A 26,330-nucleotide genomic window follows, 5' to 3' on the forward strand; every position below is an offset into this window, starting at 1 on the left:
TGGGAGGAAGTGGGCCGAGCGATGGGGAAACATGTCTCTGCGGTGAAGCGAGGTGGCAACCGCCGGGTCGTGTATATCGTCGCGGTCGGTCTGCTGGCGATCTCGTTGACCGCCGTGTTGGTGATCCGCGGTCTGGGGTCGGACGGTGATGGGGAGAGCGGTCTGTCGAGTCGGTCGTGCGAGGGCTCGACGCAGATCCAGGTGAGCGCGACGGCTGACGTCCAGCCGCTGCTGGTGGCGGCCGCGAAGTCGCTGGAAGCCAAGGGCGGTGCGAATGGTGCCCCTTGTGCCCGGTTCACCATCACGGCAGCACCGTCGGCCAAGGTCGCCAAAGAACTCGCCAGTGCCGCTGACGGACGTCCGGACCTGTGGGTCCCGGACTCATCCATCTGGATCGGGCGTGCCGATGACGGCGAGTCGGTCCCTACGGTGGCGGTCCCCTCGCTCGCGTCGTCGCCGCTGGTGCTGGCGGGCCGGAGTGAGAACCTCGAGAACACCCCGTCCTGGCTGGGCTCCTTCGCCGGCCGGGAGGTAGCTCTGCTCGATCCGATGAGCCAGTCGACCGGAGCCTTGGCGCTGCTGGCCGTCCAGGCGGAGCGCGCCAAGACCGCGGCATCCAACACCCAGGTCGCGGGGGTGCTGGTGCCGCTGGCGCAACGCCTGGGTGCGATGGCGAAGCCGTACGTCGATGTCGACGGCCTGCTCGGGAAGGCCGCGGCCGGTGGCAGCAAGATCGTCGTACCGGCTTCGGAGCAGAGCGTGGTCAGGTATCAGGACGAGCATCCCGGTGCTGAACTGAAGGGCGTGATACCGAGCACCGGGACGTTGCTGCTCGACTATCCGCTGGTCGTGACGGCCAAGCCCACTTCAGAGGCGTTGGCCGAGGCGGGCAAGGCACTGGCCCAGGAACTGCTGACGGGCGACGCGGCCAAGGTTCGGGAGGACGCGGGCTTCCGGGATCCGCTGCTCAGTCCGTTGAGTGACGGCCGCGGTGCGGGAGACGTCAGCCGGCTCACGGCGCCGTCCGCCCGCGCCATCGATGGATCGCTTCGGGCCTGGCTCACCCTGTCGCTGCCGACGAACTCGCTGGCCGTGATCGATGTGTCCGGTTCCATGGCGGCACCTGTTCCGGGGACCGGGAAGACCCGCATGCAGCTCACCGTCGAGGCCGCCGCGACCGGGCTGAAGCTTTTCCCGGAGAGTTCCGCGATCGGGCTGTGGACGTTCTCGGAAAAGCTCAATGGCCAGAAGGACTGGAAGCCGCTGGTCCCGGTCCGCAAGCTGACCGGGCCGCAGCGACAAGATCTCCTCGGCCAGTTGAGCGGGGTCAAGGCGGTCGTCGGCGGCGGGACCGGGTTGTACGACACGGTGATCGCGGCCATGCAGACGATGCAGGCGAGCTACCAGCCCAGCGCGGTGAACACCGTCCTGCTGTTCACCGACGGCCAGGGCAACCAGGACGACCCCGGCAGCCTGACCCTCGACCAAGCCGTTCAAAAGCTCAGAGACCTGAGCGATCCGGCCCGCCCGGTCCGAATCATCGCACTGGGCATCGGCCCGCAGGCAAGCTCCGAGGAACTCTCCCGACTGGCCAAGGCAACCGGAGGCCAAAGCTACGTAGCCCGAAGCCCCGCAGACCTCCAGGAAGTCTTCATCAACGCCCTCCAAGGTCGCTGAAACTCACTGCTTCTGTTGGCGGACCGGAACGCGGGAGTTGCCCGCTGGTACGAAGCGCGTCCACGCGGCGGCGGTTCCCAGGTGGTAGATCGTCAGCTTTCGCGGGTCGGCACCGGCGAACACGTCCTCTTCCTGAGACGGTGGCTGGTGGCCAAGGTGGACCGCGCGCAGCTCGGGGTTGCCGCGGAAGGCGCGCGGGCCGAGCCGGCCGAGGTTCGGTGCGTACACCGTCGCCAGTCTCGGATTGTTCGTGACCGCGTCGTGCAATGCGGTCGTCAGCCTGGGTGCGTAGATGTGCCGCAAGCCGGCGAAGCCGGTCAGGGCGTTCTTGTCCAGCACCGTCACCTTCGGCAGCCGCAGCACTGTGACCCCGGTCCCGGTCCGCGCGTCGCCGTTGAGGTCGAAGCAGTTGATCCCGACGTACTCGAGCGCCGGGAAGTTCACCGACTTCAGCGCATGGGTGTCGTTGAGCGCGTTGCGGCCGATGGACACCAGCCGCGGGGCGTTGAAGTACTCCAGCCGCGAGGTGTCGTCGAACGCGTAGTCGTCGATCTTGGTCGCCCGGGGCAGATTCACCTTGACCAGGTACTGGTTGCGGCGGAACGCGTCTCTGCCGATCGACGTCACGCTGGGCAGATAGAGCTCGGTCAGCTTGGCGTAGGGCCGGTGGCCGAACCCCATGACCCCGATCGACCGTGCCGCCCGCAGGCTGACCGACTCGAGCGGGCTGTTGCTGAAGGAACCGGCCTTCACTTCTTCGAGGTCGTCCAGGGTGAGATGTCTGACCCAGGATTCCCACCAGCCGTTGAACCACAGGTACGGCGACAGGCCGCCGCGGGCCGTCTGCCCGGCGCACGCCAGGCCCGAGCTCGGCGTGCACTCCTTGCCACCTTGCAGCGTCTTGAGGTTGTAGACGTACAGCCGACTGAGCTTGGTGAGGCCGAGCCCACCATTCGCCGACGGCTGGTGCAGCGACTGGATCGTCGTGAGGTCGGCATCGTTCAGCGCTGTGCCACCGTCGAGGTAGACGGCCAGACCGCCGGCCCGGGCGAGCGCCTGCCCAGCATCGGCCAGCCGGCCCTTCAGTGGTGACCGGCCGGCGGTCGACACGTTGTAGCGGAGGGCGAACGTGCCCGCCGGCAACTTGTGGTCACCCGGCTCGGAGTACCGGTAGCTATAGGTTTCGCGCTGACTCAACACAGAGTCGCTGCCGAAGACCGGGTCCACGCCTGGGTCGCCGTTCCCTGCGGAGGGAGCTGCCTTCCGGGCCCTAGTGGGCGTAGGCGTGGAAGCGGGTCTTTGCTTGGCGACAACACCCGGCGAGGCCGGCGCGGAGATCGCCGGCGTCGTCTGCTCCCCCGCCGGCGTGCTCGCCGGGGTGCTCGGCACAGTGTTCACCGGAGGACTCACTGGCGTGCTCGCCTGGGTGGTCGCCGAGGTGCCGCAAGCCGCCATCGTCAGGACGAGCCCGGCACACACAAGAAACTGCCTCATCGAGTCCTCTCACCGATCCATCGCAACCACCCGTCCAGGAGACTGGGCCAACGCAGATACGGACACAAGAAATCACAGTTTCGCTTTCGTAACCCAATCGTCGAGGGCGGTGGCCTGCGCGAGTGGTCAACACGTTTGGGTTCAGGCTCGGCTCCCAGGCCGCACGCCTGCTGACCCGACTCGGCCCGCAATCCTCCCAGGGCTGACGGTTGGAGTTGGCGGGTAGCGAAGCGCGTTTCGGTTTCGCCTTGAGTCAGAGCTGGGTGGGCAGTGCTCGGGTGGGGACGCTGTGTTTCAGCACGATGGTGGAGCTGAGGCGTTGGATACCGGGGATCTTGCTGAGAACCGTGTCGTAGAGCCGTTGGTAGTCGGCGAGGTCGGCGGTCACGACGCGGATCAGGTAGTCGGGGTCGCCGAACAGCCGTCGCGCTTCGATGACCTGGGGTATTGCTTCCAGTGCTGCGTCGATCTGCGTGACAGCTTCTGGATGCACGACAACGGCGAATACCAGCACCTCGAAGCCGAGCCCGACCGCGGCCGGGTCGATGACGGCGCGGTAGCCGCGGATCGCGCCCTGGGCTTCCAGCTCACGGACCCGTCGTTGGCAGCGGGAGATGCTGAGGTTCACCCGGTCGGCGAGGTCGGTGAGAGTAAGCCGGCCATCTGCCTGGAGCTCAGCAAGAATTTTGCGGTCAGTCGCATCCATATCCCGGAATCTAGCGCTTGGGCCCCGATTCTGGGCAAAAGAGGCGAACAGTTTGCCACCCTGCTCTCGTAGTGTTGACGACATGGCCGGCCCCATCGACTCCCTCCTCCCTAACCCGCTCGAGCAGTTGACCTTGGAGCAGCTCCGGGCTCGGACGAGCATGAAGTGGACCGCCCATCCCACTGATGTGTTGCCGCTGTGGGTGGCGGAAATGGATGTACTGCTGGCGCCGGCAGTGGCCGAGTCAGTGCATCGAGCGGTCGCGATCGGTGACACCGGCTATCCCAACGGCCACGGGTACGCGGAGGCGGTGGCAAGCTTCGCCGCGGACCGGTGGGGGTGGGACGGTGTCGCGGTCGAGCGGACGGCGATCGTGCCGGACGTGATGATGGGGATCGTCGAGACGTTGCGGCTGATCACCGATCCGGGCGACGCGGTCATCGTCTGCTCACCGGTCTACGCGCCGTTCTACGCCTTCGTTACCCATGCCGGCCGTCGGGTGGTAGAGGCGCCGCTCGGCCCGGAGGGGCGGCTGGACCTGGACGCGCTGGCCGAGGCATTCGACCGCTGCGGCTCGCGGATGCCGGTGTTGCTGCTGGCGAACCCGCACAACCCGACCGGGGCAGCGCACACCCGTGAGGAACTGACGGCGGTAGCGGCACTGGCCCGCCGCCACCGGGGGCGGGTGATCTCCGATGAGATCCACGCGCCGTTGGTCCTCAACGGCGCGGAGTTCGTCCCCTACCTCAGTGTCCCCGGTGCCGAGGATGCATTCGCGCTGTACTCCGCGTCGAAGGGCTGGAACCTCGCGGGCCTGAAAGCTGCCCTGCTGGTAGCCGGTCCGGACGCAGCCACTGACCTGGCGAGGCTTCCCGAGGAGGTCAGTCACGGCCCCAGCCACCTCGGCGTCCTCTCCCACACGGCCGCTTTTGACCACGGCCGTTCCTGGCTCGACGCCCTCCTCGCCGGCCTCGACGCCAACCGCAGCCTGCTCGCCGACCTGGTCGACAAGCTGCTGCCGAGGGTCACCATGACCTGGCCCGAGGCCACCTACCTGGCTTGGCTCGATTGCCGCGACCTCGGACTCCATCACGACACCCCCGGCAACCCAGCCGACGAGCCAGCGGTGGTCAGCGACCTGTCCGGTCCGGCTCGGATGTTCCTCGACTCCGCCCGCGTCGCGCTCAGCTCCGGGCACGTCTTCGGCAGCGGCGGCGCCGGGTTCGTCCGGCTCAACTACGCCACCACCCCCACCATCCTCCGCGAAGCCATCCATCGGATGGGACGAAGCGCCGAAGCCCACCACGCCTCAGTTCTCGAGCAGCGCGGCTAGCGCTACACCTCCTGCTGACCAACCGGGTCACAAGCCCGGCCAACCGACCGTAAAGGAAAGCCATGACCGCCAGCCAGACCACCGCCAGCAGCAGCCGGCCGTTCGTCGACCTCGACGCCGTACAGACAACCGTGGACGCCGTCACCAAGAACCGCGATCTCGGACAGGTCCGCTTCACCATGCACAGCCAGTCCAGCGGCGGCCTCAGCGCCCGCACCCAGACCGGTGCGCTGGTGCAGGCCGGGCAGGCCGACGAGTCCCGTCGAGGCAAGTTCACGGTGCACAGTGACGAACCGGTCGCCCTCCTCGGCACCGACAGCGCGGCCAGTCCCGCCGAGTACGTCCTCCACGCACTGGCCGGCTGCTACCTGGTCACCCTTGCCTCCCTCGCCGCTGCACGCCACATCGACCTCCAGCAGGTCCGGCTGACCCTGGGTTTCGACATCGACCTCGCCGGCTTCCTCGGCATCGACAAGACCGTCCGCAAAGGTGCCCAGGGAATCACCATCGACGTCGACATCGACAGCCCCGCCACCCGGGACCAACTGGAGAACCTCATCCAGGCCCTCGAGCACACCTCCCCCATCCGCGACACCATCGCCAACCCCGTGACCGTGACCACCCGACTCACCTGAAAGCTCCGCCGGATGCCGCCGGCTATCACAACCGCCGTACCGGCAGGAACCCGCTCACGAGGCTATTGGTGGTCATCGCCCCAGGCAGACGGTGGATCGTCGGCGGGAGGGAGTTCCTCTGCGGCGTACGGAGCAGAGACGGTGCGCGCGGTGGGTCGCGGCGATCACGGGATCGGCCCGGGGCTGGCCTAGGCGAGCACTCAATCACGGGGATCGCGCAAGGTGGCCGGCCTTGCCTGCATGGGGTGCCTACTCTCGGTTCGCGCGACGTAGGAGCGTATCGCGGAGTGGGTGGGAGTGCCGAGTAGTGAGCGGCGGAGGAGCGAGCGGCGAGGTGGCGTGGGGGTTTTGCTGGTTACGTGGGTTCGGCGGGGTCAGGGGCGGAAGGTTGTGCGGTAGTGGGAGGGGCTGTCGCCGAAGCATGCTTGGAAGCGGCGGGTGGCGTGGCTTGGGTCGTGCCAGCCGACCATCGCGCCGATGGTGGCGATCGGCAGGTCGGTCTCGATCAGCAGGCCAGCGGCACGTTCGGCCCGGATTCGGTTCAGGTAGGCCATCGGCGACACCCCCGCCGTACGGCTGAACAGCCGGACCAGGTAGCTGGGTGCCAGGTTCACCTCGGAGGCCAGCCGGGTGAGCGTCCACCGGTCGTCGATACTTGCCTCCAGCAACCGCATGGCGTGCTGGACGGACGGGTGCGGCGGCTGGTCTCCTGGGTACGGCGCTTTGTCGCCCGGGATCAGAGCACCGGACAGCATGCCGAAGATGTCGGCGCCGAGATAGGCGTTGCGCAGGACGAGGCCTTCGCACTCGACGTAGCCGTGCCATTCGCCCGGCCGCAGCACCACGACCGAGTCACGCTGGAGCGGCGTTTCGCCGGCGGCCGAGAGATGGATTGCCCGGCCTTCGAGCACGACCGCGATCTCGAAGAACGCGTGACTGTGCGGGATGACGTCGGCCCCCAGTTCGACCCGTTCACCCGCGATCGGCAGCCGCTGGTCCGGGAAGACCTCACTGCTGAGGACTTTGTGCACGGCCGACCTCCGGAGGTCAAAATCAGTCAAGTACTGGTCAATGTCTGCCTGTCGCCGAGTACCGGGTTGAGGGAGGCTGGATCCCCCTACTCACAGGATCACGAGGAACCGGCCGATGACCACCACTGACCATACGACAGCTGTCCCGTTGGACGAAGAGATCATTTCCGCCTACCGCCGTGACGGTGTGGTCCGGATCCCGAACATCATCAGCCGCGACGAGGCCGCCCGGTTCCGCGCCGCCGCGACCGAGTGGACCGAGACCGCCGACGACCTGTTCGAAGGGTCGAAGATCTTCAACCAGTACGTCAACGTGTGGCGGCAGAACGACGTACTGCGCGAGCTCACGCTCGACCCGCGACTCGCCGCGGCGGCCACCGCACTCGCCGGCGTACCACTGCGGATCTGGCACGACCAGCTGCTGATCAAGCCACCCCACAACGGCGCCGCCACCGAGTTCCACCAGGACGCGCCGTACTGGCCACATGCCGGGTCGCGCGCCTCGCTGTCAGCCTGGGTCGCACTGGTCGACGTACCGGTCGAGCGGGGCTGCATGACGTTCATCCCGGGCTCGCAGCACCACCAGGACCTGCGCAGTCAGGATCTGGCCGACCGCGACGACATGTTCCGGGCCGCGCCTGACCTGCGCTGGGCAGAGCGGCGGACGATCCCGCTCCAGGCCGGCGACTGCACCTTCCACAACGCCTACCTGGCCCACTCGGCGACGCCGAACCTGACGGACGATCCCCGGATCGCCCACGTTGCGATCTACATCGACGCGGAGACGACGTACTCCGGCAGCGGCCATGTGGTCACCGACGGACTCGGCCTGCCGATCGGCAAGCCCTTCGGCCACGAGCTGTTCCCGCGCGTGCCAGGGCACCGGTCTTGACCCGCCCAGAGCTCGAGGTCGACGGCTCGCTTCTCGCGCTCACCGCCGCCGACATGGTGCACGCGATCGACATCGGCGGCACGGCGCGCCAGCTCGCGTTCGGGCCGAGTAGGCGACTCCCGGGCTGGCATAGGCGACTCGTCGAAGATCAGCGATCCCAGAATGCAGGCACCGGCGGCGCCGACCGCTAGGACCGCCGCAGCCCACCGGGGGGGGTGATGAGCGGCAGGAGGGCGACGCTGAATCCGCCAGCCGGGCCCACGGCTCCTCGCCGGGACGACACCAGGCAAACGACGGTGACCACAGGGCGGCGGAGGTTACTATGAGCGCCCGCACCGTGAGGATCCGGCGTCGGCGACCCGCTCAGTTGCAGCGGCCCAGCCGGGTCGTCACGTCTACTGCGGAGAGCGGGACGCTCGGGCGGCGTCATGACTCGATGCTCGTGTGTGTGAGCGCGATACCGCGACCGTGACGACCGTCACGGGAGGCCGGTGGCTCGCAGTACCGGTGTCGTTGGATTTCACCGGTCCGGACTGGGCGTATGACCATTGGCAGACAGGAGGGACGCGTGATCAGGGTCGTACTGGCAGAGGACGAGGAACTCATCCGGGTTGCTTTGACGGCGCTGCTGGAGCGTGAGCCGGACATCACCGTCGTCGCCTCGGTCGCTGACGGCCGGGCCGCGGTCGATGCGGCGCTGCGGCATCGTGCGGACGTTGTCGTCGCCGACCTGCAGATGCCCGGCCTGGACGGGCTGGGGGTGGTGGCCGAGCTGGCCCGGACCATGTCCGACTGCGCGGTCGTGATCCTCACCGCCCACGGCCGGCCACTGACGTTGCGCAACGCCCTGGCGTCGGGCGCGCGGGGCTTTCTGGCCAAGGGCGCCCCGGGAACCGCGCTGGCCGATGTCATCCGGCGTGTCCACGAAGGGCTCCGCTACGTCGACCCGGTGCTTGCTGCCGACGCCCTGACGGCCCCGCAGTCCCCACTGACGACGCGCGAGGCCGATGTACTGCGAGCCGCGGGCGCCGACCGCCCCGTCGGGGACGTGGCCCGCGAGCTCTACCTGACCGCCGGGACGGTACGGAACTACCTGTCCTCGGCGACCCGCAAACTGGAAGCCGAGTCCAGGTCGGAGGCGTTCCGGCTCGCCACCGAGCAGGGGTGGATCTGACGGCAAGCCTCCCCCTGCCTGCGGGCGAGCGCCTGCGTCACAACGCCAGCAGGAGACCGGCAGCCGCGAGGATGTCGAGGACTCCGCAGGCTTCGGCGAACGTGCGTGCCACGACCTTGTCACGCAGCAGGTGCCAGAAATCCCACAACCCGTGCGCAGCCCATCCCCCGGCAACCAGCAGAATCCCCGCAGTACGGTCGAGATACATCGCGGCCAGCCCGACGACGAAGAACCCGACGAACGCCGCCGCCTGCAGGCCGGCCTCGCGGGAGCGGCCGGCCACGACCGCAAGCACCGTGCCCACGACGGCGAGGATCGCGATGACGGTGAAGGTGTCCACCGCGTAGTGCTCGAGGACGAGGAACAGCGCCGTCAGGCCGGCCAGTACCGGCCAGGTCGCCACCCGCCGGCCGATCGCCACGAGTACCACGTAGAGCAGGGGCAGCACCGGCAGGAAGTGCATGGCCCACATGGGAGGCAGCGCGCCAGTCGTGATGACCAGCCCGGCGGCGAGAACGGTAGGCCAGCGGCGCAAGAGCCAGGTGACCGTGCCCGGGACCGACCGCGAACGGCTGGCGTCATCCGGCGAACCGTGGGAGTCATGCGAAGAACTCGCGGGGTTCTGCCGTGCCGCGAGCTGTCCGTTGTCACGAGGATCGAGGTCCATGCCCTCAGCATCGTTCGGCACACTCCCCGGCCACAGATGTCATCTGTCACGAACCACCCATGACGTCCCCGCGCCGGTTCCGTTGCCGGGTCGCGCCTTCGCCGACGGGCGATCCGCATGTCGGCACTGCGTACGCGGCGCTGATCAATCTCGCGTTCGCACGCAGCGCCGGCGGCACGCTGGTGTTGCGGATTGTCCGGATACTGATCCCCGCCGAGGCCCCACCCTTCAGCCACGTGATCCGAGGCGAGGAGTGGATCAGCTCGACCGCCAAGCACGTACTGCTGTACGAATGGCTCGGTTGGCCGGCGCCGTCTTCTCGCTGGACGAGCTGATTGAGACGTTCGACTGGCGTCGCCTGAACACCGTGGGGCCGGTGTTCAATCTGGACAAGCTCGATTGGCTGAACGGCCACTACATTCGCGCTCTCAGCGACGAGCAGTTCTTCGAGACGGCAGCACCATTCCTGCCCGACTGGGCCACCGGGGCGGACCTGCCCTCCGTTCGCTGGCCGCGCGGTTGCCGGAGCTGACCGTCTTCGAGCCGGCTCAGATCGAGGAAGTGCTCAACCAGATCGCTGAGCAGGATTCCTTGAACCGGAGGCGCTGGTTCATGACGGTACGAGTGGCGATTGCGGGCGGTCCGGTATCGCCACCGCTGCACGAGACGATGGCAGCGCTCGGACGAGAGCAAGTACTCGACCGACTCCAGCACGCCATCGAAGCGCTGACAGGCGATGGCGAACTCCAGATCGGACCAGGACCCAGGTCAGGGGCCGTCCCGCCGTTCAGCTCTTGATCACTCCCCCAGGCAACGGACCCGCCGGCGAGTCAGCGGGTCGGTGTCAGGACGCAGGGTCCGAAGGTGCCGTTCTTCAGGAAGCCCATCTTGTTGCTGAAGGCCCTGGCGGGCTTCCCTGGCACCGTTGCGTTCGAGTCGGATTGCTCGATCACCAAGGTGGCGCCCTCGAAGTCGGCCGGCTTGAGCGTGTACGAGGTGCCGTGCGACCGTTGCCCGTCCCAGTTGTCGGTGCTGCTCCACTGGCCGTCGAACCCGACACCGTGCGGCGAGCGTTCGCAATGCATGCCGCGCGGGAAGTAGACGACCTCGGCTCGCAGCCCGGCCTGGGCGAGCCGGCGTTCGAGTCCGTCGGCATCCTCGGCCCGGTAGATGGTGACGGTGATCTTGCCGTTCCCGGCGTCGGTCACCGCGTACGCCGGTGAGGCGGTCTCTCCGCCACCTACCAGGGGTGCGGCGACCGCGACGCCGGCCACCAGGGCACCGCCCGCCGCGACGGCGACGGCCAGCCGCCTTCGCGAACGCAGTACCGGGCTGGGGTGCCCGACGCCGCCGACTGAGCCGGCCTCGGCTGGGATGCCGACGATTCGCTGGAGGTCGGCCTCGGCGCGGGCGTCGAGCGAGAGTGCCGCGTCGGCGGCGGGATCGTTGGTGCGGAGTGTGTCCATCCTCGAAGTACGCGTCATGAGCTGTGTCCTGTTCTCTGAACGGATCCGTCGACGGCCGGCGCCGGCGGGGTAGAAGATTCACGATCAGCACCAACGACGGACTTGAGCCGTCGCCGGGCCCGGTGCAGCCGAACTCCGGCGGCTGTGGTGGAGCATCCGAGCGCGACAGCCAGCTCGTGGCCGGAGAGACCTTCCCAGGCATTGAGCAGCAGCACCTGCTGATCCTTGACACCGAGCCGACCAAGCGCCGTGACCACCTCGGCCAGCGCATGCGCCGCCTCCACCTGCTCCGCCGTGCCTCGCATGGCACTATCCGTGGCAGCCTCAGTGGCGAGCCGTCGCAACGCCTGGAGCTCGCGCTGGTCACTGCGATACCGATGCCCGAGCCGATTAGCCGCAACCCGATACAGCCACGGCCGCACGTGCTGCGCCGGAATCTCCTCGCGGCGTCGCCACGCAATCTCGAACACCTCCGAAACCACGTCCCGAGCCGCCTCCACATCAGCCGACCGACGGACGACGTAGGCCAACACAGCCACGTAGTGCGCCCGGTACAGCTGCTCGAACTGCCCGCCTGGCGTTGTCTGCTTCACACCCTCATATCCCCGCAGCAGAGATCCGGTTACATCTTCACGTGCGAGAAGTCCCAGAGCCCGGGACCCGGTAGTTGGCACCAGGACATGGTGGTGTGTGGTGGGCGTACACCCGCACGCTTCTCACCGCTGTCCGCACCGAACTCCGTTGACCTGCACCCCCAGATCGGGTTTGCTGCCGCCATGCCCGAACTCCGCTTCATCCAGCCGACGGACGATGCCACCCTGGAGGACTGGCGACACGTGCACAACGTCGTCATCCCCACCGTGTCGCTCTCCCTCGAGGAGGTCCGCGAACGGTCGCAGCGCAACCACCTGGAGGTCGCCTACCTGGACGACGTCCTGGTCGGCAATAGCACCGTATGGCCACCGGCGGACGACATCCCCGCCGCCCGGGTCATCGCCCGGGTCCTGCCAGGGCATCGCGGCCGCGGCATCGGCTCCCGGCTCTACGAGCGCACCCTCCGCCGCGCCGCCGACCTCGGCGTCACCGCGATCGGGACCGTCGTTCTCGCAACCAACGCCGACGGCCTGCGCTTCGCGCTCCACCACGGCTTCACCGAGACCGAGCGCTACGTGCTCCCCGACCAGTCCATCCCTTGGATCGAATTGGAGAAGCCCTTCGACGGCATCACCTGACCACAGGTCAGAGACCCAGCCTGGATCAGGGTCCTCGTCCCCCGAATGCCAAGAAAACAAGAGGCTTCAGGAGGCAGCCGCCCTACGCCTCGCTGACCTCGACCCGCTAGACACTATCCGATCCCATCACGCCGTCCGTCACAGATAATCGGTGCAAGTGTCACGGGTTGGCTGGGCAGTGGGGCCCTGATACTTCCCGTATGACGCTGCCCCCCAACCTCACCGTTGACCGCGCAACCCCAGCCGATGCAGGGTCCGTCTCCGAGATGACCCGGGAAATCGCCGAACTCCTGCGCCAAGGGCCTGTCACCGTTACAGCCGCGGAGTAGGCTCGGCGACTGGAACGACAGGACGTGATCGTCCTGATCGCCCGACGCGAGAATTCGCCCATCGGATCCGTATCCGCGTCTGCAGCTGTGACCCACCAGCTCATGTCGACGTCGTGCTCGAGCAGCCCTTGCCTGCTTGCGGAATCAGGAACGGCGAGCCGGTGTCATGACGAGGCAATGACAGCTGTCACCTCTTGGTCCCGGGCGGGCGGCCCTAGGTTGAAAGCCTTCAACGAAAGGAACTTGCTGTGGCGTCATCGATTCTCGACATGTCGGTGTCCCTCGACGGGTACATCGCGGATCTCAACGACTACCTCGGCGGCGAGGACGACCATCGGCTGCACGACTGGCCGGACGAAACTTTCCTCGACGAGTGGAAAGCGTGCGGCGCGGTCGTGGCGGGACGGCGAACCGCCGAGCTGATGGATCACTGGGGCGGTGACCACAACGGAGCGCCGATCTTCGTTCCCAGTCACCGACCGCCCAGCCCCGCCGCCCGCTGGGGATACCCGCTGGTGACCTATGTACAGGACGGAATCGCCAGCGCGATGAAGCAGGCCAAGGAGGCGGCCGGCGGCAAAGACGTCCAGGTACGTTGCGGCGCCTACACCGCGCAGAAGGCACTGGAGGCCGGAGTTCTGGACGAAATCCAGATCCATCAGATCCCGGTCCTGCTCGGTCAAGGACGCCGGTTGTTCGACGTCTTGCCGTCACTGATCGAACTGGAGATCATTCGCGTGATCGGCACCCCGGAGGCAACCCACATCCGCTACCGCGTCCGGCACTAGCAGATCGGTGCCCCCGTCGCCGGCGCCGCTGCCAAACCCTTGCCGTGCGCAACGGTTTCGGACGACGGCTGCGGGGGATGCGAAGCCCCGAGGCGGCAGATCTACGCCGTGATACTCCGGGCGAGCGCCTGGCGGCGATGCTGGGATCACGTTTTCTTCCTGCGGATCCGTCGCCTGAGCAACGGAATGAGAGCGGCGACGCCGAGCATCGTCAGGCTGACCAGGGAGGCGTACTTGTCGACCTGCAGCACGACGTCCACCGCAGGTTGGCCGAGACCGTAGCCGACTCCGGCCACCAGCCCGCTGACGAGCAAGGTGCCTACCAGGTCAAGCAGTAGGAACGTCCGAAGCCTCATCCGAGACCAGCCCGCCATGGCGTAGACGACCGGCGTGGGCACCCCGGGGAACATGGCATTCACTACCAGGAGGCGCACCGTCCAGGGCTTGAGCTCCCCCGCTCGATCGGCGAAACGAAGAGCCCGCTCGCTGGTCGTGAACATCCGGATTATCCCTGTCCCCCACTGCCGACCGGCCCACCAGGTGAGCCAGTCGAACTTCGACATGCCGACACCGCCCGCGACTACGACGAGCCAGAGCGGCGCCTCCCCGATGCGGGCGAACGCGGCGGCCGCACCGATCGCGACGAGGTCACCGGTCAGGAACTCCAACATCACCGGGTGCGAGGCGATCAGAAACGGCTTGAGCGGCTTCATGGCGAACCCGAGCGCCACCACCCCGAGGATCGCGCCCATCAGTGCCACGTCGCCGCGGGTCGCGGGTCCCTCCCACGGCACCCAGCGGCGCCAATTCGCCGACCTGCGTGAGAGGTGGCGCCGTTCAACATCATCGCCTCGAGCGGGAGTTTGTCGCACCGTCATACGGCCATCCTGGACACTGACCGCGCACGGCCCCGCTGTGAAATCATCACGACTTTGTTGTGCACAGCCCGAAGGTTGGCAGCAGGATCTGACCGCCATCCCGCGTTGGGGATGATGCCCTCTCAGATCCAGCCTTGTTCGCGGCCGGTTCGGAAGGCTTCGCTGCGGTCGCGGACGCCGAGCTTCTGGGCGATTGCAGTGAGGTAGTTGCGAACCGTCCCGGGCGAGAGATGCAGCTCGCGGGCCAAATCGCGAACAGGGCGGTCCACGCCCGCCGCAGCGAGTATCTCGGCCTCTCGTGCAGTCAGGGGCGATGCCGGTGCGGTCAGGGCTTCAGCCGCCAACACTGGGTCGACATACCTGCTCCCGGCGCGGACCCGGCGTACGACGTCGGCCACCGTCGCGCCAGGAGCACCTTTGGCAAGGAAGCCGCGCGCCCCTGACATCAGGGCCTTCCGCAGTATCACTGGCCGGCCATGACCGGTGAGGACGATGACGGGAACGTTCGGCAGGATGCGGGTGAGCTCGGTGACCACGCCCAGCCCGTCCAACCTCGGCATCTCGAGGTCCACGATGACCACATCGGGCCGCCATTTCCTGGCCTCCTCCACGGCGCGGCGACCATCGGGGACCGCGGCTATGACCTCCATGTCGGGCTCGCGTGCCAGGAGCTCGGTCAGTGCCTCGCGAATCACCTCTTCGTCCTCGGCCAGCAGAACGCGGATGGCGGGCCCGTCCGGGCTCATCGAGGGACCTCGATGCACAGCACGAACCGATCGTCCTCTCTCTCAGTTCGCACCCGCGCACCCAACGCCGCGGCTCTGTCGTGAAGCCCCGAGAGGCCTAGGCCATTGGCGGCGGACGCGCTCCGGGGCCGGTCGTTCGTCATCTGGAAGCGAAGCAGGTCTCCGTCCTCGGAGAATGCGATCCGGCAGGAGTGAGCATCGCTGTGACGCAAGATATTGGTCACGCCCTCACGAACGGCAGTGGCCAGGAGTTGCTCGACCTCGGGCTCCACTTGCCCCCACGCCGCGGGGTCGATCGCGATCTCGACGTCGAGACCGGCCGAGGAGAGAACGAGTTCAGCGCCGCGTACCTGCTCGGCCATGTCCAGAGCGGCATAGCCGTGCACAGCGCGACGGATGTCGATCGCTGCCTCGGCGGCAAGCTGACGCAGGTCCTCGGCGCCGGCGAGCTCAGCCTTCAGAGCGATGATGTTGAGCCGATGTCCCAGGGCGTCGTGGAGCTCCCGGGAGAAGCGAAGGCGCTCTTCCGCGACTGCCAGGCTTGCCTCCGCGGCGCGCCCGGTCTCGGCCGCGACCAGCAACCGCATGGAATACACCACGATCGCCGCGAACACGCCGGCAGCGAGTCCGGCGATGGCAACGAACAGCAGCGAGCGAAGCACGGACAGGTCGGAGACCATCGCCGCCAGGACTACCAATCCCGTGAGGGCGACTCCGACCAACGCAGCGTAAAGCGGCCGGATCACCAGGAACAGGGCACTGATGGTGAACCCGACCAACCAAGTCCAGGGCTGCTCGTCAGTTTCCGCCCACGTGGTCAGAATCGGCCAGGCAACGAGGGTGGCCACGACCAGGCCCACCGCCGGCAGGATTCTGCGTCGGCCTTTTCCCCAGGGTGTGACGGCAGCTCGCATCACCAGCAGGTGCGCAGTGGAGTGGCCGGCCAATGCCGCGGCAACGATCATCCAGGTCGCCACGGTGTCGGGGTCGACCATGATCATCGGCAGGACCAATGCCCACGCCACGTTCGTCAGCAGGACGAGCCAGACAGCCGCTCGCAACGGCGCCGGCGCCTCCGGAGGACTCATGACCCCAGTCTGAATCACCACCTGCTCAGCCGCACCGTGCAGCCATCACGATGGAGCCATGACAGCTTGCTCCTGGCACGGTTCCAGGGCAAGGCGCTGATACAAGCGATTGGCGGCGTCGCGATCAGACCGCGATGTCAGATCCACGGAGCGACCGGAGCGACGAGGGAAGGCCTGGGGTTCCAGCCCCATGACCGGCCGAGCCGGAGGCGAGGCATCAGTACGGTCATGACAGTTCCTCCCGGATCCGGGCGTAGCCGGCTCGGCCGTTGACGCCGGAGGCGAGCAACAGGGTGGCGGCGGCCAGTAGCGCAGTACTGAACAGCATGAGAGTGAGGGCTATCGGCCAGTTGATGTCCAGCTCGAGCGGGATCGGTGACGGGAGGACGGTCGGTGCGAAGAGGGGGATCATCGGCAACGCGATGTGGGCGCCGAGGATGCCGCAGGCCGATCCGAGCAACGCCGCGAGTGTGACGGGCCCGGTCTGCTCCCAGCGCGCCGCCCGGCCGGTGGTCGCGGCCGGTACGCCGGTGATGCGCAGGCTCGCGTAGTCCTGGGCCCGGGAACGCCACGTGGTCACGATCATAAGCAGCAGCACGATGACTGCCAGGGCCCAGCCGGCGATGCCGATCACCGGGGTGAGCTGCAGCGCGAGCGCGAGCGCACTCGCCGAGCGGCCGTAGGTGGCGGATCGCTCGGCCTGCCGATCGACGACGGTCGCGGCGATGCCGACGGCGGCCAGTCCGGCGATGATCTGGTCCGCGCGGGCCAGTCCCTCGTCGTTCAGCCAGATCTCGGTGTCCGTGCTGAGGTCGGCCACCTTGCCGCCCAACCGGCGAATGGTTTCCAGGTCGACCACCGCGGTGTGCTCGGTGTGCCGAGGGACGGTACTGCGCAGCCGGTCGATCTTCTCGATCGGTACGCCGAGTCCGTCGATCGCGGGGATCGTCTGGGCGTCGTTGACCACGAAGTCCGGCGTCACCAGAACCGGCAGCTCGGCCGGGATCCGCGCGGTCTGCAGCGTCAGTGCGCCGCCGCTGTTCGTCACGTTCAGCACCAGGCCCTTCGGCGGTCCGTCCGCCACGCTGATGCTGTCGAGGATTTCGTCCCCGCCGGTCTGCCGCGGGGCGTGCCAGTTCGCCGCCGGTCCGAGCGCGACGGCCGGCTGGGTGTTGGTGGCCAGCTTGTTGATCGTGATCCCGCCACGGAGCCCGGCCAGGTCACCGAGCTCGCGCGCCACGCCCAGCCGGATCAGCTGACACGGCTTCGCACACCCCAGCTTGGCGCTGAGCTCCACCGGCTTGCCCGGCACCAGCTTCAGCGGCGGGAACACGACCTCGTACCGGATGCCGACGCTCTGGCTGAAGACCGTCGCCTGCAGGACGACGGACTTGGGTGGCGGACCCGCCCGGGGCACACTGCCGTCGGCGATCGGCGGCGCATACGGCTTGAACACCCCGGGCGTGGCGGTGATGGTCAGCCGGTCACCGTCGACCACGACCGGCGGCGGCCCGATCGGAGCGGTGATCGCCTTGAGCCCGTCCGCGTCGATGAGCCGGTGGCCGCGGAAGGCGATCCGCTGGAAGCTGTCCGGCTCGATCATCAGCGAGCGCAGCCCGCTGGTGTTCGCGGGATAGGAGAGCACCACCGGGGTCAGCCAGTTCCGGTCCTTGTCGATCTTGTCGACGGCGTTCTTGAGCTGCCCGATGGAGTTGATCTTTATCGCCAGCACCCCGGCGGCGCCGACTTCGTACCCGGCCCTGATCTCACGGTTGCGCTCGGCAACGGAGGAGGCTTGGCCGGCGAAGGAGACCAGGGCGGTGGCCACGGCGACGACGGCGACGATCCGGGTGACGGCCGGGCGGCGGGCTACTTGGAGGGCGCCGAGAGCCAGGCCGAGCCGGCCGCGGCGCAACGCCTGCCGGCTGATCAGCCCGGCCGCGGGCAGTAGCAGATGGGCGAACGCGAGGCCGGCTGCGAGGGCCAGCAGGCTGGGCGTCAGGACTGGCAGCGGACCTCGGCCGCCGCCGGTCAGCGCGGCCACCAGTCCGGCCGAGGCGACGACGATGACGACGACGTCGATCATGCCGATGGTCCAGCCGCGACGACGCGGCACGATGCGCCGCAGCAGTGTGGAGATCGGCTGCCGGACGACGGAGCGGACCGACCACGCCACCACGGCAAGCCCGACCAGTGTCGAGAACACGACCGCGGCCGGCACGGTCCACGGCACCTCCACCGGGGCGCCGTCGTCAAGCCAGGTACTTCGAACCACCAACAGTACGCCGAAGCCGGTCAGGGCTCCCAGCAACGTCCCGACCAGCACGGGCACGCTCAGCTCGATCGCCAACGCCCGCCCGGTACGCCGTACGCCGGCGCCGCGGAGCCGGGAGATGGCGAGCTCCGGCCGACGCTGGTCGACCACCGCCGCCAGCGCGAGGGCCAGGACGACGACACTGAACAGACCGACCTGCACCATGACCAGCGGGATGATCGTGACCGCTTGCCGGCGTTCGGCGTTGATGCCGTCGATGAGGTCGACCAGTCCGGAGTGGTTCCTGGCCTGCAACCCGAGGTCGGGGGCGCTCGCCTCGGATTCGGCGGTGACGTGGCGGAGCCGGTCCAGATCGTCCACCCGGGCCTTGCCCGCCAGCAGACGGGCGTCCGCTGTCGAGTTGGCACCCCAGCCCTCTACCAGGGTCTGGCGATTGGTGAGCAGGTAGTCGGAAATCGGGGTCTGGGAGTCGTTGCCCGGCTGCGAGTGGCCCGTCGGCCCGTGGCCGAACCAGTAGGGGTCGTGAGTCTGCGCCTGGTAGACGCCGACAACGAGCAGCTTCCCGCTCCCGGCGTGCTTGGTGGGCAGGGCTTTGAGAGTCGCGCCGACGATCGCGCCGAAGGTCTCCGCGTCGGTGGCCGAGACGACGACCTCGTGCGAGGAGTCGGGGCACTGGCCGGCGATCAGCACCAACTGCTCGCAGTACCCGTCCCGCCAGAGCACGCGGCCTTCGATCCTCGGCCGCTTGGTCTCGAGGTCCCAGATCACCGGAGCTGACATGCCGTACGACGGCTCGCCGAACAACGGCCGCACGTCGTCCGGCAGCATCGCGGTCAGGTCCTCGGGCGCCGGGGCCCTGCTCGGTCCGCTGTCCCGGGCCACCGGAGGCGCATCCAGGTGCCAACTGGCCCGCAGCCACTCGGTTGTCAATGTCTCGGTGGTGACCGTCTGCTCGACCGCCCGGGAGAACCAGGGCGCGAACGCCGCACACGTGCCGATCAGCACGCTGATCCCCGCCAGCACGAGCAGCTGCAAACGCCGATACCGCAGCGCCTGTCGCAAGAACATCAGTGGCCACCCCTAGCCGCCGGAAATCGATTGACCTGCGGCTGAACCTACGGAGGGGCCGGTGCCTCGTCAGCGATTCACCCCAAAAGACACACAGTCGTTGCCTGACTGGGCTGGCGGCGGTTGGCGGGCGACGTACAGGCTGAGTCTGGTGACGGACTCGCGGAGTTCGTCGACTTCGGCGCTGCAGTTCGCGAGGTGCTGTTCGAAGGCGGCTCGTTCGCTGTCGTCTACTGCGTTGAGCACAGAGGGACCGGTCAGGGCGTGGATGTCAGGCGGGGGTGTCACGTGAGGTCGCTTCCCTGGAACCGTCGTGGTCGTGAAGTGGAGCCTCGCGTCCTCGTCTGGGTGGATGGTGCGGAGCCGGGACGGTGGCGCCTCCCCGGAGTAGGGAGGCGCCACCGCTACTGCTGGGCCGATGTCACCGTGATCTGGTGTCCTGGCCTGGCGACACCGACCCGGTGATGCCGGGTCGGCGGGATCGTCAGGCCGCCGGCGGCATCAGTACGGTGTCGATCAGGTAGACCGTGGCGTTGGCGGTCTTCACGCCGCCGCAGATGACCTTGGCGTTGTTGACCATCAGGTTGTCGCCGGAGCCGGTGACCGTGACGGCGCCCTTCTGGACGGAGGTCTGCTTGCCGACGACCGCGGCCGGGTCGAGCTGGCCGGGGATGACGTGGTAGGTCAGGATGCTGCTGAGCAGCGCGTCGTTGGTCTTGAGCGTGTTGATGGTCGCGGCCGGGATCTTGGCGAAGGCGGAGTCGACCGGGGCGAACACAGTGAACTCGCCGCCGTTGAGGGTGGAGACCAGGTCGACCTTCGGGTTCAGCTTGCCCGAGACCGCGGCGACCAGGGTCTTGAGCAGCGGGTTGCCGGAGGCGGCGGTGGCCAGCGGCGCGGCGGCCATCCCGTCGACCGAGCCAGCGCCGCTGGGGTTCGCCTTGGCGTAGTCGGCACAGCCCGGTCCGACCAGACCGGCCGCGTTGTCCATCGACGGCGACGCGGACGGGGTCTCGGCCGGCGCGGACGAGGTGGCCGTGGTCGCGGGCGTCGAGCCGGCGTCGTCGTTGCCGCCGCCACAGGCAGCAGTTGCGAAGAGCAACGAAACGGCAGCGGCAGCCAGGGCGACGCGCTTGATGGTGTTGGACATGACGATCCTTCTCCTTGGGTGGGGGCCGACTGGCAACTCGGGCGACGACCGTGAAGAACCCGGTTACATCACCACCAGTTGCCCCTGAGCCGTTTCGAACGACTCGCAGCCGACATCCCTACTTCGGCGCCGCTCCCGGACCGGATAGGTCCCCTTGGCAAACTTTCTTCCGCGCAGGCTGGGATCGTGAAGGCGGCCACACGGCGGGCGAGTACTAATTTTCGGCTGGGCGGGTACGGAACGCGGTACAGGCGTCTGACGCTTGGTCGATCAGATGCCGGGAAGGTCCGACGTTGAGCAGCTAGCGCGGGCCACCTGCACGGCTCGCGGTGCCGCCACGCCTGCGGCGGCACCGCGAAGCCCAGGGTGTAGTCGACGCAGGAATGTGCATCCCACGGTCGGCCGGATCGGGGTTAGCTGTTCAACTGTTTCTGCCGGCTGTCGCCGATCGCGATCTTGCGGGACTTGGGCTTCGGCGCGACGGGGATCCGCAGCCGCAGTACGCCGGCCTCGTAGCTTGCCTCGACGTTGTCGGTGTCGAGGCTGTCGTCCAGGAACAGCTGCCGGGAGAACACACCTGTCGGCCACTCCGAGATCTGCAGCTGCTCGGCAGGCCGGTCGAACATCTGGAACGGATCAGTCCGAACCAGCGTCGTCTCTCACCTCCAACAGTTCCTCAGTCCTCACTGTGTTGACGAGTCCCGATCTGGATCCGGCGGGACCTGGCGCTCGCGGCCTTCGGGGCCCGGATCACCAGTACGCCGTCCTCCAGCGACGCGGTGATGCCATCACCGTCCACCTCGCCCGGCAGGGTCACCGAGTGGTGGAACTGTCCGACCCGGCGGGTCTGCTTGCGCAGGAAGCCCTTGCGCTCGCGCTCCTTGATCTCACCGTGAACCGTGAGCTCCCGGTTGCCCCATTCCAGGCTGACATCACTGGGTGAGACGCCAGGCAGATCGATCTCGACGAGGTAGCTGTCGTCGGTCTCCTCGATGTCCACTCCGAAGGCCGGCCACTGGCCGCGGTCCACCGTGGCGAAGGAACGCATCATCTGGTCCATCCGCCGATAGATGTCCTCGAGGTCAGCGAACGGATCCGTCGGCAGCCACCGCACCGGCTGGGCGCCGTTACCGCCGGACTTCTCATGATTACGTCGGCGAACGGGAAGTTCCATTGCTACTCACCTCCAGCACGTGAGTCTTGCGATCCAATCTCTCCTACAGAATACAACCGTCATCCATCCGATGACATTCTCACTTGTCATCGTACCGATGACATCCTGGTGAGGCAAGTCCCCCTCTGAGACTCGCTCCCCCGGTTCCGTTTCGGCCCTCGCCGCCTGCGGCATCATTGCCCACATGGATCGTGTCGATCAGGACAGCACCGAGCGGGCCGAGCCCAGCAAGCTCGCACTCGACGGCACAGCGAACGAACCCGCGGCCACCTTCGCCCGGCTCGCTGTCGAGTTCCACGACTCCGACGGTGTCGAAGAAACCGTTGAAGCCGTAGTCGAGTTCGCCCTGGACGCCCTGGGGTGCTCCTACGCCGGCGTGGCGCTCGCGGTCCGCGGTCAACCGGAGGTTCCCGCGGCGACCGATCCCGTCGTCGCCGAGATCTTCCAGTTCCAGATGGCGGCCGGCGACGGACCCCTGGTCGCATCGATGCGCGACCACAGCACCCTCCTGATCCGCGACACCACCGCCGAGCAACGCTGGCCGGACTGGGCGGCCAAGGTGCTGTCGCTCGGCGTACGCAGCGTGCTGGACGTACCACTGGCCACCGGCAACGGCACGGTCGGCGTACTCGGCCTCTACAGCACCGAGCGTGACGGCTTCAGTACCGACGATGAAGCGATCGCACACATTCTGGCTCGGCACGCATCAGTCGCCGTGGCCACCGCCCGCCAGGAGGAATCCCTGGCGCGGGCGGTCGACGCACGAAAACTGGTCGGCCAGGCGATGGGCATCCTGATGGAACGCTTCGACATCGACGGCGACCACGCCTTCGAAGTACTCAAGCGCCACTCCCAGGACACCAACACCAAACTCCGCGACGTCGCCGCCCAACTCATCGCCGACCGCAAACTGCCGTCCGTCTGAGACCTGGATCGCCGTCAGCCGGAGTACCGGGCACGGGAATGCCAGGCCTGATCTAAGCTGCGGGCATGGCCGAGATCGAGTCGCCGACGCCCCAGGAAGCCTTCGAGTTGCTGCTCGCGGGCAACCGGCGTTTCGTTGCCGGAGGCCCCGAACACCCGAACCAGGACGCGGTACGCCGAGCCGAGATCGCGCCGGGCCAGCGTCCGTTCGCCGTACTGTTCGGTTGCTCCGACTCGCGGCTGGCCGCCGAGATCATCTTCGATCGGGGGCTGGGTGACCTGTTCGTCGTACGCACGGCAGGTCAGGTGATCGGCGCAGAGGTGCTGGGCAGCATCGAGTACGGCGCGGACGTCCTGAACTGCCCACTGGTAGTTGTCCTCGGCCACGATTCGTGCGGAGCGGTGGCCGCGGCGTGCACCGCACTGGAGGAAGGTGTACCGCCGACCGGCTACATCCGCGACGTCATCGAGCGGGTCACCCCCAGCGTGCTCGCGGCGCGGGCCGCCGGCCACACAGAGCCCGACCAGATCCTGGCCGAACACGTGAAGCACACGGTCGACCTGCTCCTGGACCGCTCCCGAGCCCTCGCCGAACGCGTCGAAACCGGCCAGACCGCCGTCGTCGGCCTCTGCTACCGCCTGGCCGACGGCAGCGCCCACCTGGTAGCTGCCCACGGCCTCGAGGTCCCCGCTAGCGCCGCACCGTGATCACTGGACGGCCGGGCGCACCGCCAGCCAGTGCAGATCTGGGGCCAGGAGCCCACGGAGACGGGCTTCAGCCTTTGGTGATGAACTCCAGTTCGCCTACGGGGTTGGTGAACTGGCTGACCCGGAGTGAGATCTGCATTCGCCAGGCTCCGGGGGCCGGTAGGACGACTGGTGCCGTGTAGACGCCGGGTGAGACTTGCTTCAGCGGGAGTTCGCCCAGAGCCACCTGGTCGGAGGACAGGCGTACCAAGGGCGGCGCGACGCCCTCGGTGGGTTCGCCGGTCGCCGTGGTCAGCTTGATGGTGACGGTGTTGGGGCCCCGGCTGAGTGGTGTGAGTGTGGCCTGTACCTGGATCTCGCCCAGCGTCGTACTGCGGGTGCCGGGCTCGGTCTTGGCTACCGTACTCACCGGCGCGGGATCGCCCTCGGGGCTCTTGTCGACGAGGAAGCCGGTGACGAGTAGGGCGATGGCGAGGACCAGACCCTCGATCGCGGTGGCGCGTAGTACTGGTCGGGAGCGCGCCCGCCGGTCTTGCTGCTTGGTGGCTCGCTTGAGTCGTGGGAGGAGCGACCATCTGTTCCAGGACGCGATCGCGATGGCGAGCAGTACGATGGCGATCTTGACCAGGAGCAGTTGTCCGTAGGTCGTGTCGAGCAGAGGGGCCCAGGCGCCAAGGATCCGCCAGGCCAGCACGAAGCCGGCGGCGACCAGTGCGGCGAGCACGCCGGCCGCTGCGGTGGAGAATCGGGTGAGCACCTCGGCCGCAACGGCGCCGCGGCCCGAGAGGTCGGGCAAGGTCAGTGCCAGGGCTGCGAGCCCACCGAGCCAGATGCTGCCTGCCAATAGGTGCAGCATGTCCACGCCTACAACGAGGATCTCTGGGCTCGCCGCGCGGGTGTGCCCGGTCAGTGCGGGTGCAGCGACCGCGACCGCGGCTGCGACTGCCGCTGCGAGGGGTGGCCGGCCATCGGCGGGCTCCCTGAGTGGCGGCAGGCCGCGACCGAGTAGGGCTACCGCCAGCACCAAGCTGGTGACGACGATTGCAGGTACGGCGTACTCGGTCAGTGGTAGTGAGGACCAGGTGCTGCCGCGGGTGAGTAAGGTCAGGCCGCCGTCGAGTAGGTAGATCGCTGTAAGCGGAAGTGCTGCCAGCCATGCCACGGTCGCGACAACTGCGGCGGCACGCGCAGCGACGGCGAGACGGCGTCGGGCGCCATTGACCTGCTGGTCTGCGGGTAGGAACAGTACGGCGAACGCTACGAGTCCGGCAGCAAGGAGGAGGGCGAGGTAGCCCAGCCACCGGGCCAAGGTCAGCGCCCAGGGGGCTTCCGCAGTACCGGCCGGGTCGCTCGGAGGTGGAGTGGCGCCGGCGGTGGGTGCGCCGACGGAGAAGGTGAGCGAGCCGCCGATGGGGTGTCCGTCCTCGGAGACGACCCGCCAGACGATCACCGTGGTGCCGTTGCCCAGTGGCTTGGACGGAGCGACCTTGAGCTCAAGTCCGCTGACGGTGGCGCTTGCTTCGACCGGCCCACCACTGGAATCGAAGACCTGAACACCGTCCGGTACGCCGCGCACGGCCTCGTCGAACGTGAACCGGATCTGCTGGGGCGCGACCTGCAGGACCGCACCTTCACCCGGATCGGTGCTGACGAGATTGGCGTGCGCACTCGCCGGCTGGGCAAGCCCGAACAGCGTTGCAACAGCCAACGCCAAGACCAAGAGGACGTCCGCCGCCAGTCGTTGCGCCGGTCGGGGACGGAGGTAGGGCGCGGTCATGTCGGGCGGCGCTGGCGGAGGAGGGCTGTGGTGGCCAGGGCGGTGGCGAGGAGGGCGGCTGCCAGGGCGGCGTAGGTCAGGAGCCCGTCATCGTTTGATGACGGCGTTGGTGCGGCTGTCTCGGCAGAGCTAGTGCCGGCGTGGTGACCGTCGTCGGCTGCCTTGGAGATGACGAGAGCCGGAGCGGGCAGCGCGAGGTCCTTGATGGTCTGGCCGTTTTGTGGGACCTCGATCCAGGCGGACTCGCCGACCTGGCAGGTCTGGATGGTCGGGAACACGAGGTTGGTGCCTTCGGCGTCGGGCAGTTGCACCGCAAGCTCGAAGACGTCGCGCTGGCCGTCCGGGAGCGGAGTGTCGGTGCTGAACGTCACCGAGGCCACCCGCTCGACAATCTTGTTGCCGTGGGCATCAACCACCGCCGGGTCGAGTTTCTCCAGCTTCTTCTCCACCGTCCACAGCGCCGTCCGGGTCGGAGTCACCGAGTTGATCCCCACCGGTATTTGAATGGTGATCTTGCTGGTCGGCGAATCTTTGCAGCCGTGCCCGACGCTGAACTCGAGGAGGGCGTGCGCGCCGGCCACCGTCGTGGACGGCGTGACGATGACGTGGGCGCTCGCCGGCAGGGCAGCGCCGGCCAAACCGGCCAGCGCGAGAGCGCCGACCGGTACGACGCGCCCCAGCCACGTCCGAGCCTGCCGGCGAGCGGGCCGGTCGGCCGGGTTCAAGTCCCCATCATCGCGCCACATGTCTGCTCCTCGTTCTTGGTCATCGTTGCGACGGCTCGAAACAACGCGGTACCGTAGCGTTCACATCTTTGAATCTTGATCGCCCATGTGGACGACCTCAGCAGAAAGGGCCACCATGCCCAACATCACCGTCGAACTGCTCGCCGGCCGGACCGTAGAACAGCGCCGGGCCTTCGCCCAGGCCGTGGCCGACAGTGCGGTCGAGATCCTCGGCGCCCGGCGCCAGGACGTCCGGATGGTCTTCAGTGAGATCACGCCGGACATCGTGGCCAACGGCGGCGTGCTCGCCAGCGAGGACGAGAGCCGCGCCGGGGTGGTGGCCGCGCTGAACAAGAGCTGATCAGTAGCACTCCACCACGGGCCCGGGCATTT

Annotated in this window: 28 protein-coding genes and 2 pseudogenes; 14 read left to right on the plus strand and 16 right to left on the minus strand. The window is 67.9% G+C overall.

Annotated features, from left to right (window positions below; all coding sequences use genetic code 11):
• The first annotated feature begins 21 nt into the window (after positions 1–21).
• On the plus strand, positions 22–1,677 hold the full coding sequence (locus ACQPYM_RS26965) for a substrate-binding domain-containing protein (protein WP_433005535.1): 1,656 nt from the start codon (positions 22–24) through the stop codon (positions 1,675–1,677).
• A gap of 3 nt (positions 1,678–1,680) precedes the next feature.
• Here ACQPYM_RS26965 and ACQPYM_RS26970 read toward each other — a convergent pair whose 3' ends face one another.
• Together ACQPYM_RS26970 and ACQPYM_RS26975 are read right to left on the minus strand one after the other, a co-directional pair.
• Positions 1,681–3,171, minus strand: a complete 1,491-nt coding sequence (locus ACQPYM_RS26970) for a leucine-rich repeat protein (protein WP_433005537.1) — start codon at positions 3,169–3,171, stop codon at positions 1,681–1,683.
• Positions 3,172–3,424: 253 nt separating this feature from the next.
• Positions 3,425–3,877: an Lrp/AsnC family transcriptional regulator gene (locus tag ACQPYM_RS26975; protein ID WP_433005541.1), complete on the minus strand. Its 453-nt coding sequence runs from the start codon at positions 3,875–3,877 to the stop codon at positions 3,425–3,427.
• Positions 3,878–3,959: 82 nt separating this feature from the next.
• Between ACQPYM_RS26975 and ACQPYM_RS26980 the strand changes: the two genes are divergently transcribed.
• On the plus strand, positions 3,960–5,210 hold the full coding sequence (locus tag ACQPYM_RS26980) for a MalY/PatB family protein (RefSeq protein WP_433005544.1): 1,251 nt from the start codon (positions 3,960–3,962) through the stop codon (positions 5,208–5,210).
• Positions 5,211–5,272: 62 nt separating this feature from the next.
• On the plus strand, positions 5,273–5,845 hold the full coding sequence (locus ACQPYM_RS26985; RefSeq protein ID WP_433005547.1) for an OsmC family protein: 573 nt from the start codon (positions 5,273–5,275) through the stop codon (positions 5,843–5,845).
• A gap of 374 nt (positions 5,846–6,219) precedes the next feature.
• Here ACQPYM_RS26985 and ACQPYM_RS26990 read toward each other — a convergent pair whose 3' ends face one another.
• Positions 6,220–6,876, minus strand: coding sequence for an AraC family transcriptional regulator (locus tag ACQPYM_RS26990; protein ID WP_433005550.1), 657 nt, complete (start codon positions 6,874–6,876; stop codon positions 6,220–6,222).
• Between the two features lie 115 nt (positions 6,877–6,991).
• Here ACQPYM_RS26990 and ACQPYM_RS26995 point away from each other — a divergent pair, with 115 nt between their 5' ends.
• The 3 genes from ACQPYM_RS26995 to ACQPYM_RS27005 all read left to right on the plus strand — a co-directional run bounded on the left by ACQPYM_RS26995 (position 6,992) and on the right by ACQPYM_RS27005 (position 8,942).
• A complete protein-coding gene (locus ACQPYM_RS26995; RefSeq protein WP_433005553.1) occupies positions 6,992–7,768 on the plus strand; it encodes a phytanoyl-CoA dioxygenase family protein in 777 nt (258 codons plus the stop codon).
• Positions 7,765–7,959 carry a hypothetical protein gene (locus ACQPYM_RS27000; protein ID WP_433005556.1) on the plus strand — a complete coding sequence of 65 codons (195 nt, stop codon included), beginning with the start codon at positions 7,765–7,767 and terminating at the stop codon, positions 7,957–7,959. Before ACQPYM_RS26995 ends, ACQPYM_RS27000 begins: the two co-directional genes overlap by 4 nt.
• A gap of 350 nt (positions 7,960–8,309) precedes the next feature.
• Positions 8,310–8,942: a response regulator gene (locus ACQPYM_RS27005; protein ID WP_433005559.1), complete on the plus strand. Its 633-nt coding sequence runs from the start codon at positions 8,310–8,312 to the stop codon at positions 8,940–8,942.
• A 37-nt stretch (positions 8,943–8,979) separates the two neighbouring features.
• Here the strand turns inward: ACQPYM_RS27005 and ACQPYM_RS27010 are convergent, their stop codons facing one another.
• On the minus strand, positions 8,980–9,609 hold the full coding sequence (locus ACQPYM_RS27010) for a hypothetical protein (RefSeq protein WP_433005561.1): 630 nt from the start codon (positions 9,607–9,609) through the stop codon (positions 8,980–8,982).
• Between the two features lie 59 nt (positions 9,610–9,668).
• Here ACQPYM_RS27010 and ACQPYM_RS27015 point away from each other — a divergent pair.
• The 3 genes and pseudogenes from ACQPYM_RS27015 to ACQPYM_RS27025 all read left to right on the plus strand — a co-directional run.
• Positions 9,669–9,749, plus strand: a pseudogene (locus tag ACQPYM_RS27015) (glutamate--tRNA ligase family protein); the annotation flags it as partial.
• 96 nt (positions 9,750–9,845) lie between these two features.
• Positions 9,846–10,048 (plus strand): annotated as a pseudogene (locus ACQPYM_RS27020) (hypothetical protein); the annotation flags it as partial.
• Positions 10,049–10,128: 80 nt separating this feature from the next.
• Positions 10,129–10,407: a TetR/AcrR family transcriptional regulator C-terminal domain-containing protein gene (locus ACQPYM_RS27025; protein WP_433005564.1), complete on the plus strand. Its 279-nt coding sequence runs from the start codon at positions 10,129–10,131 to the stop codon at positions 10,405–10,407.
• Positions 10,408–10,439: 32 nt separating this feature from the next.
• On the opposite strand, the gene ACQPYM_RS27030 is transcribed toward ACQPYM_RS27025, so the two are convergent.
• Both ACQPYM_RS27030 and ACQPYM_RS27035 read right to left on the minus strand, forming a co-directional pair.
• The gene (locus tag ACQPYM_RS27030) at positions 10,440–11,075 is read right to left on the minus strand and encodes a hypothetical protein (protein WP_433005567.1); all 636 of its coding nucleotides are present in this window, start codon (positions 11,073–11,075) and stop codon (positions 10,440–10,442) included.
• 14 nt (positions 11,076–11,089) lie between these two features.
• On the minus strand, positions 11,090–11,668 hold the full coding sequence (locus ACQPYM_RS27035) for an RNA polymerase sigma factor (RefSeq protein WP_433005570.1): 579 nt from the start codon (positions 11,666–11,668) through the stop codon (positions 11,090–11,092).
• A 183-nt stretch (positions 11,669–11,851) separates the two neighbouring features.
• Here ACQPYM_RS27035 and ACQPYM_RS27040 point away from each other — a divergent pair, with 183 nt between their 5' ends.
• The gene (locus ACQPYM_RS27040) at positions 11,852–12,307 is read left to right on the plus strand and encodes an N-acetyltransferase family protein (protein WP_433005573.1); all 456 of its coding nucleotides are present in this window, start codon (positions 11,852–11,854) and stop codon (positions 12,305–12,307) included.
• Positions 12,308–12,884: 577 nt separating this feature from the next.
• Positions 12,885–13,424, plus strand: a complete 540-nt coding sequence (locus ACQPYM_RS27045; protein ID WP_433005576.1) for a dihydrofolate reductase family protein — start codon at positions 12,885–12,887, stop codon at positions 13,422–13,424.
• A 146-nt stretch (positions 13,425–13,570) separates the two neighbouring features.
• Here the strand turns inward: ACQPYM_RS27045 and ACQPYM_RS27050 are convergent, their stop codons facing one another.
• The 8 genes from ACQPYM_RS27050 to ACQPYM_RS27085 form a co-directional block, all read right to left on the minus strand.
• Positions 13,571–14,176: a VTT domain-containing protein gene (locus tag ACQPYM_RS27050; RefSeq protein ID WP_433005579.1), complete on the minus strand. Its 606-nt coding sequence runs from the start codon at positions 14,174–14,176 to the stop codon at positions 13,571–13,573.
• Between the two features lie 248 nt (positions 14,177–14,424).
• Positions 14,425–15,048, minus strand: a complete 624-nt coding sequence (locus ACQPYM_RS27055) for a response regulator transcription factor (RefSeq protein WP_433005581.1) — start codon at positions 15,046–15,048, stop codon at positions 14,425–14,427.
• Positions 15,045–16,136 (minus strand): sensor histidine kinase, encoded by a 1,092-nt coding sequence (locus ACQPYM_RS27060; protein ID WP_433005585.1) that lies wholly within the window; start codon positions 16,134–16,136, stop codon positions 15,045–15,047. Before ACQPYM_RS27060 ends, ACQPYM_RS27055 begins: the two co-directional genes overlap by 4 nt.
• 226 nt (positions 16,137–16,362) lie before the next feature.
• A complete protein-coding gene (locus tag ACQPYM_RS27065) occupies positions 16,363–19,479 on the minus strand; it encodes an FtsX-like permease family protein (protein ID WP_433005588.1) in 3,117 nt (1,038 codons plus the stop codon).
• A gap of 69 nt (positions 19,480–19,548) precedes the next feature.
• Entirely contained in the window at positions 19,549–19,767 is a 219-nt protein-coding gene (locus tag ACQPYM_RS27070; protein ID WP_433005591.1) for a hypothetical protein, read from the minus strand.
• Positions 19,768–19,963: 196 nt separating this feature from the next.
• The gene (locus ACQPYM_RS27075) at positions 19,964–20,629 is read right to left on the minus strand and encodes a fasciclin domain-containing protein (RefSeq protein ID WP_433005594.1); all 666 of its coding nucleotides are present in this window, start codon (positions 20,627–20,629) and stop codon (positions 19,964–19,966) included.
• 413 nt (positions 20,630–21,042) lie between these two features.
• A complete protein-coding gene (locus ACQPYM_RS27080; protein WP_433005597.1) occupies positions 21,043–21,255 on the minus strand; it encodes an Hsp20/alpha crystallin family protein in 213 nt (70 codons plus the stop codon).
• A 50-nt stretch (positions 21,256–21,305) separates the two neighbouring features.
• The gene (locus ACQPYM_RS27085) at positions 21,306–21,803 is read right to left on the minus strand and encodes an Hsp20/alpha crystallin family protein (RefSeq protein ID WP_433005600.1); all 498 of its coding nucleotides are present in this window, start codon (positions 21,801–21,803) and stop codon (positions 21,306–21,308) included.
• Positions 21,804–21,987: 184 nt separating this feature from the next.
• On the opposite strand from ACQPYM_RS27085, the gene ACQPYM_RS27090 reads away from it, so the two are divergent.
• Both ACQPYM_RS27090 and ACQPYM_RS27095 read left to right on the plus strand, forming a co-directional pair.
• A complete protein-coding gene (locus ACQPYM_RS27090; RefSeq protein ID WP_433005603.1) occupies positions 21,988–22,728 on the plus strand; it encodes a GAF and ANTAR domain-containing protein in 741 nt (246 codons plus the stop codon).
• A gap of 65 nt (positions 22,729–22,793) precedes the next feature.
• Positions 22,794–23,435 (plus strand): carbonic anhydrase, encoded by a 642-nt coding sequence (locus tag ACQPYM_RS27095; RefSeq protein WP_433005606.1) that lies wholly within the window; start codon positions 22,794–22,796, stop codon positions 23,433–23,435.
• Between the two features lie 67 nt (positions 23,436–23,502).
• Here ACQPYM_RS27095 and ACQPYM_RS27100 read toward each other — a convergent pair whose 3' ends face one another.
• Positions 23,503–25,143, minus strand: coding sequence for a copper resistance protein CopC (locus tag ACQPYM_RS27100; protein WP_433005609.1), 1,641 nt, complete (start codon positions 25,141–25,143; stop codon positions 23,503–23,505).
• Positions 25,144–25,208: 65 nt separating this feature from the next.
• On the minus strand, positions 25,209–25,958 hold the full coding sequence (locus ACQPYM_RS27105) for a YcnI family copper-binding membrane protein (RefSeq protein WP_433005612.1): 750 nt from the start codon (positions 25,956–25,958) through the stop codon (positions 25,209–25,211).
• A gap of 115 nt (positions 25,959–26,073) precedes the next feature.
• Here ACQPYM_RS27105 and ACQPYM_RS27110 point away from each other — a divergent pair, with 115 nt between their 5' ends.
• The gene (locus ACQPYM_RS27110; protein WP_433005615.1) at positions 26,074–26,298 is read left to right on the plus strand and encodes a tautomerase family protein; all 225 of its coding nucleotides are present in this window, start codon (positions 26,074–26,076) and stop codon (positions 26,296–26,298) included.
• The last annotated feature ends 32 nt before the right edge of the window (positions 26,299–26,330 follow it).

The sequence above is a fragment of the Kribbella sp. CA-294648 genome (genome assembly GCF_050943845.1).
In the GTDB taxonomy this organism is placed as follows: Bacteria; Actinomycetota; Actinomycetes; order Propionibacteriales; family Kribbellaceae; genus Kribbella.

Coding starts and splice junctions, on each gene's coding strand:
- ACQPYM_RS26965 (WP_433005535.1), top strand. CDS start 22: ATGGGGAAACATGTCTCTGCGGTGAAGCGAGGTGGCAACCGCCGGGTC.
- ACQPYM_RS26970 (WP_433005537.1), bottom strand. CDS start 3,171: ATGAGGCAGTTTCTTGTGTGTGCCGGGCTCGTCCTGACGATGGCGGCT.
- ACQPYM_RS26975 (WP_433005541.1), bottom strand. CDS start 3,877: ATGGATGCGACTGACCGCAAAATTCTTGCTGAGCTCCAGGCAGATGGC.
- ACQPYM_RS26980 (WP_433005544.1), top strand. CDS start 3,960: ATGGCCGGCCCCATCGACTCCCTCCTCCCTAACCCGCTCGAGCAGTTG.
- ACQPYM_RS26985 (WP_433005547.1), top strand. CDS start 5,273: ATGACCGCCAGCCAGACCACCGCCAGCAGCAGCCGGCCGTTCGTCGAC.
- ACQPYM_RS26995 (WP_433005553.1), top strand. CDS start 6,992: ATGACCACCACTGACCATACGACAGCTGTCCCGTTGGACGAAGAGATC.
- ACQPYM_RS27005 (WP_433005559.1), top strand. CDS start 8,310: ATGACCATTGGCAGACAGGAGGGACGCGTGATCAGGGTCGTACTGGCA.
- ACQPYM_RS27010 (WP_433005561.1), bottom strand. CDS start 9,609: ATGGACCTCGATCCTCGTGACAACGGACAGCTCGCGGCACGGCAGAAC.
- ACQPYM_RS27030 (WP_433005567.1), bottom strand. CDS start 11,075: ATGGACACACTCCGCACCAACGATCCCGCCGCCGACGCGGCACTCTCG.
- ACQPYM_RS27040 (WP_433005573.1), top strand. CDS start 11,852: ATGCCCGAACTCCGCTTCATCCAGCCGACGGACGATGCCACCCTGGAG.
- ACQPYM_RS27050 (WP_433005579.1), bottom strand. CDS start 14,176: ATGGGCGCGATCCTCGGGGTGGTGGCGCTCGGGTTCGCCATGAAGCCG.
- ACQPYM_RS27055 (WP_433005581.1), bottom strand. CDS start 15,048: ATGAGCCCGGACGGGCCCGCCATCCGCGTTCTGCTGGCCGAGGACGAA.
- ACQPYM_RS27060 (WP_433005585.1), bottom strand. CDS start 16,136: ATGAGTCCTCCGGAGGCGCCGGCGCCGTTGCGAGCGGCTGTCTGGCTC.
- ACQPYM_RS27065 (WP_433005588.1), bottom strand. CDS start 19,479: ATGTTCTTGCGACAGGCGCTGCGGTATCGGCGTTTGCAGCTGCTCGTG.
- ACQPYM_RS27075 (WP_433005594.1), bottom strand. CDS start 20,629: ATGTCCAACACCATCAAGCGCGTCGCCCTGGCTGCCGCTGCCGTTTCG.
- ACQPYM_RS27080 (WP_433005597.1), bottom strand. CDS start 21,255: ATGTTCGACCGGCCTGCCGAGCAGCTGCAGATCTCGGAGTGGCCGACA.
- ACQPYM_RS27085 (WP_433005600.1), bottom strand. CDS start 21,803: ATGGAACTTCCCGTTCGCCGACGTAATCATGAGAAGTCCGGCGGTAAC.
- ACQPYM_RS27090 (WP_433005603.1), top strand. CDS start 21,988: ATGGATCGTGTCGATCAGGACAGCACCGAGCGGGCCGAGCCCAGCAAG.
- ACQPYM_RS27095 (WP_433005606.1), top strand. CDS start 22,794: ATGGCCGAGATCGAGTCGCCGACGCCCCAGGAAGCCTTCGAGTTGCTG.
- ACQPYM_RS27105 (WP_433005612.1), bottom strand. CDS start 25,958: ATGTGGCGCGATGATGGGGACTTGAACCCGGCCGACCGGCCCGCTCGC.
- ACQPYM_RS27110 (WP_433005615.1), top strand. CDS start 26,074: ATGCCCAACATCACCGTCGAACTGCTCGCCGGCCGGACCGTAGAACAG.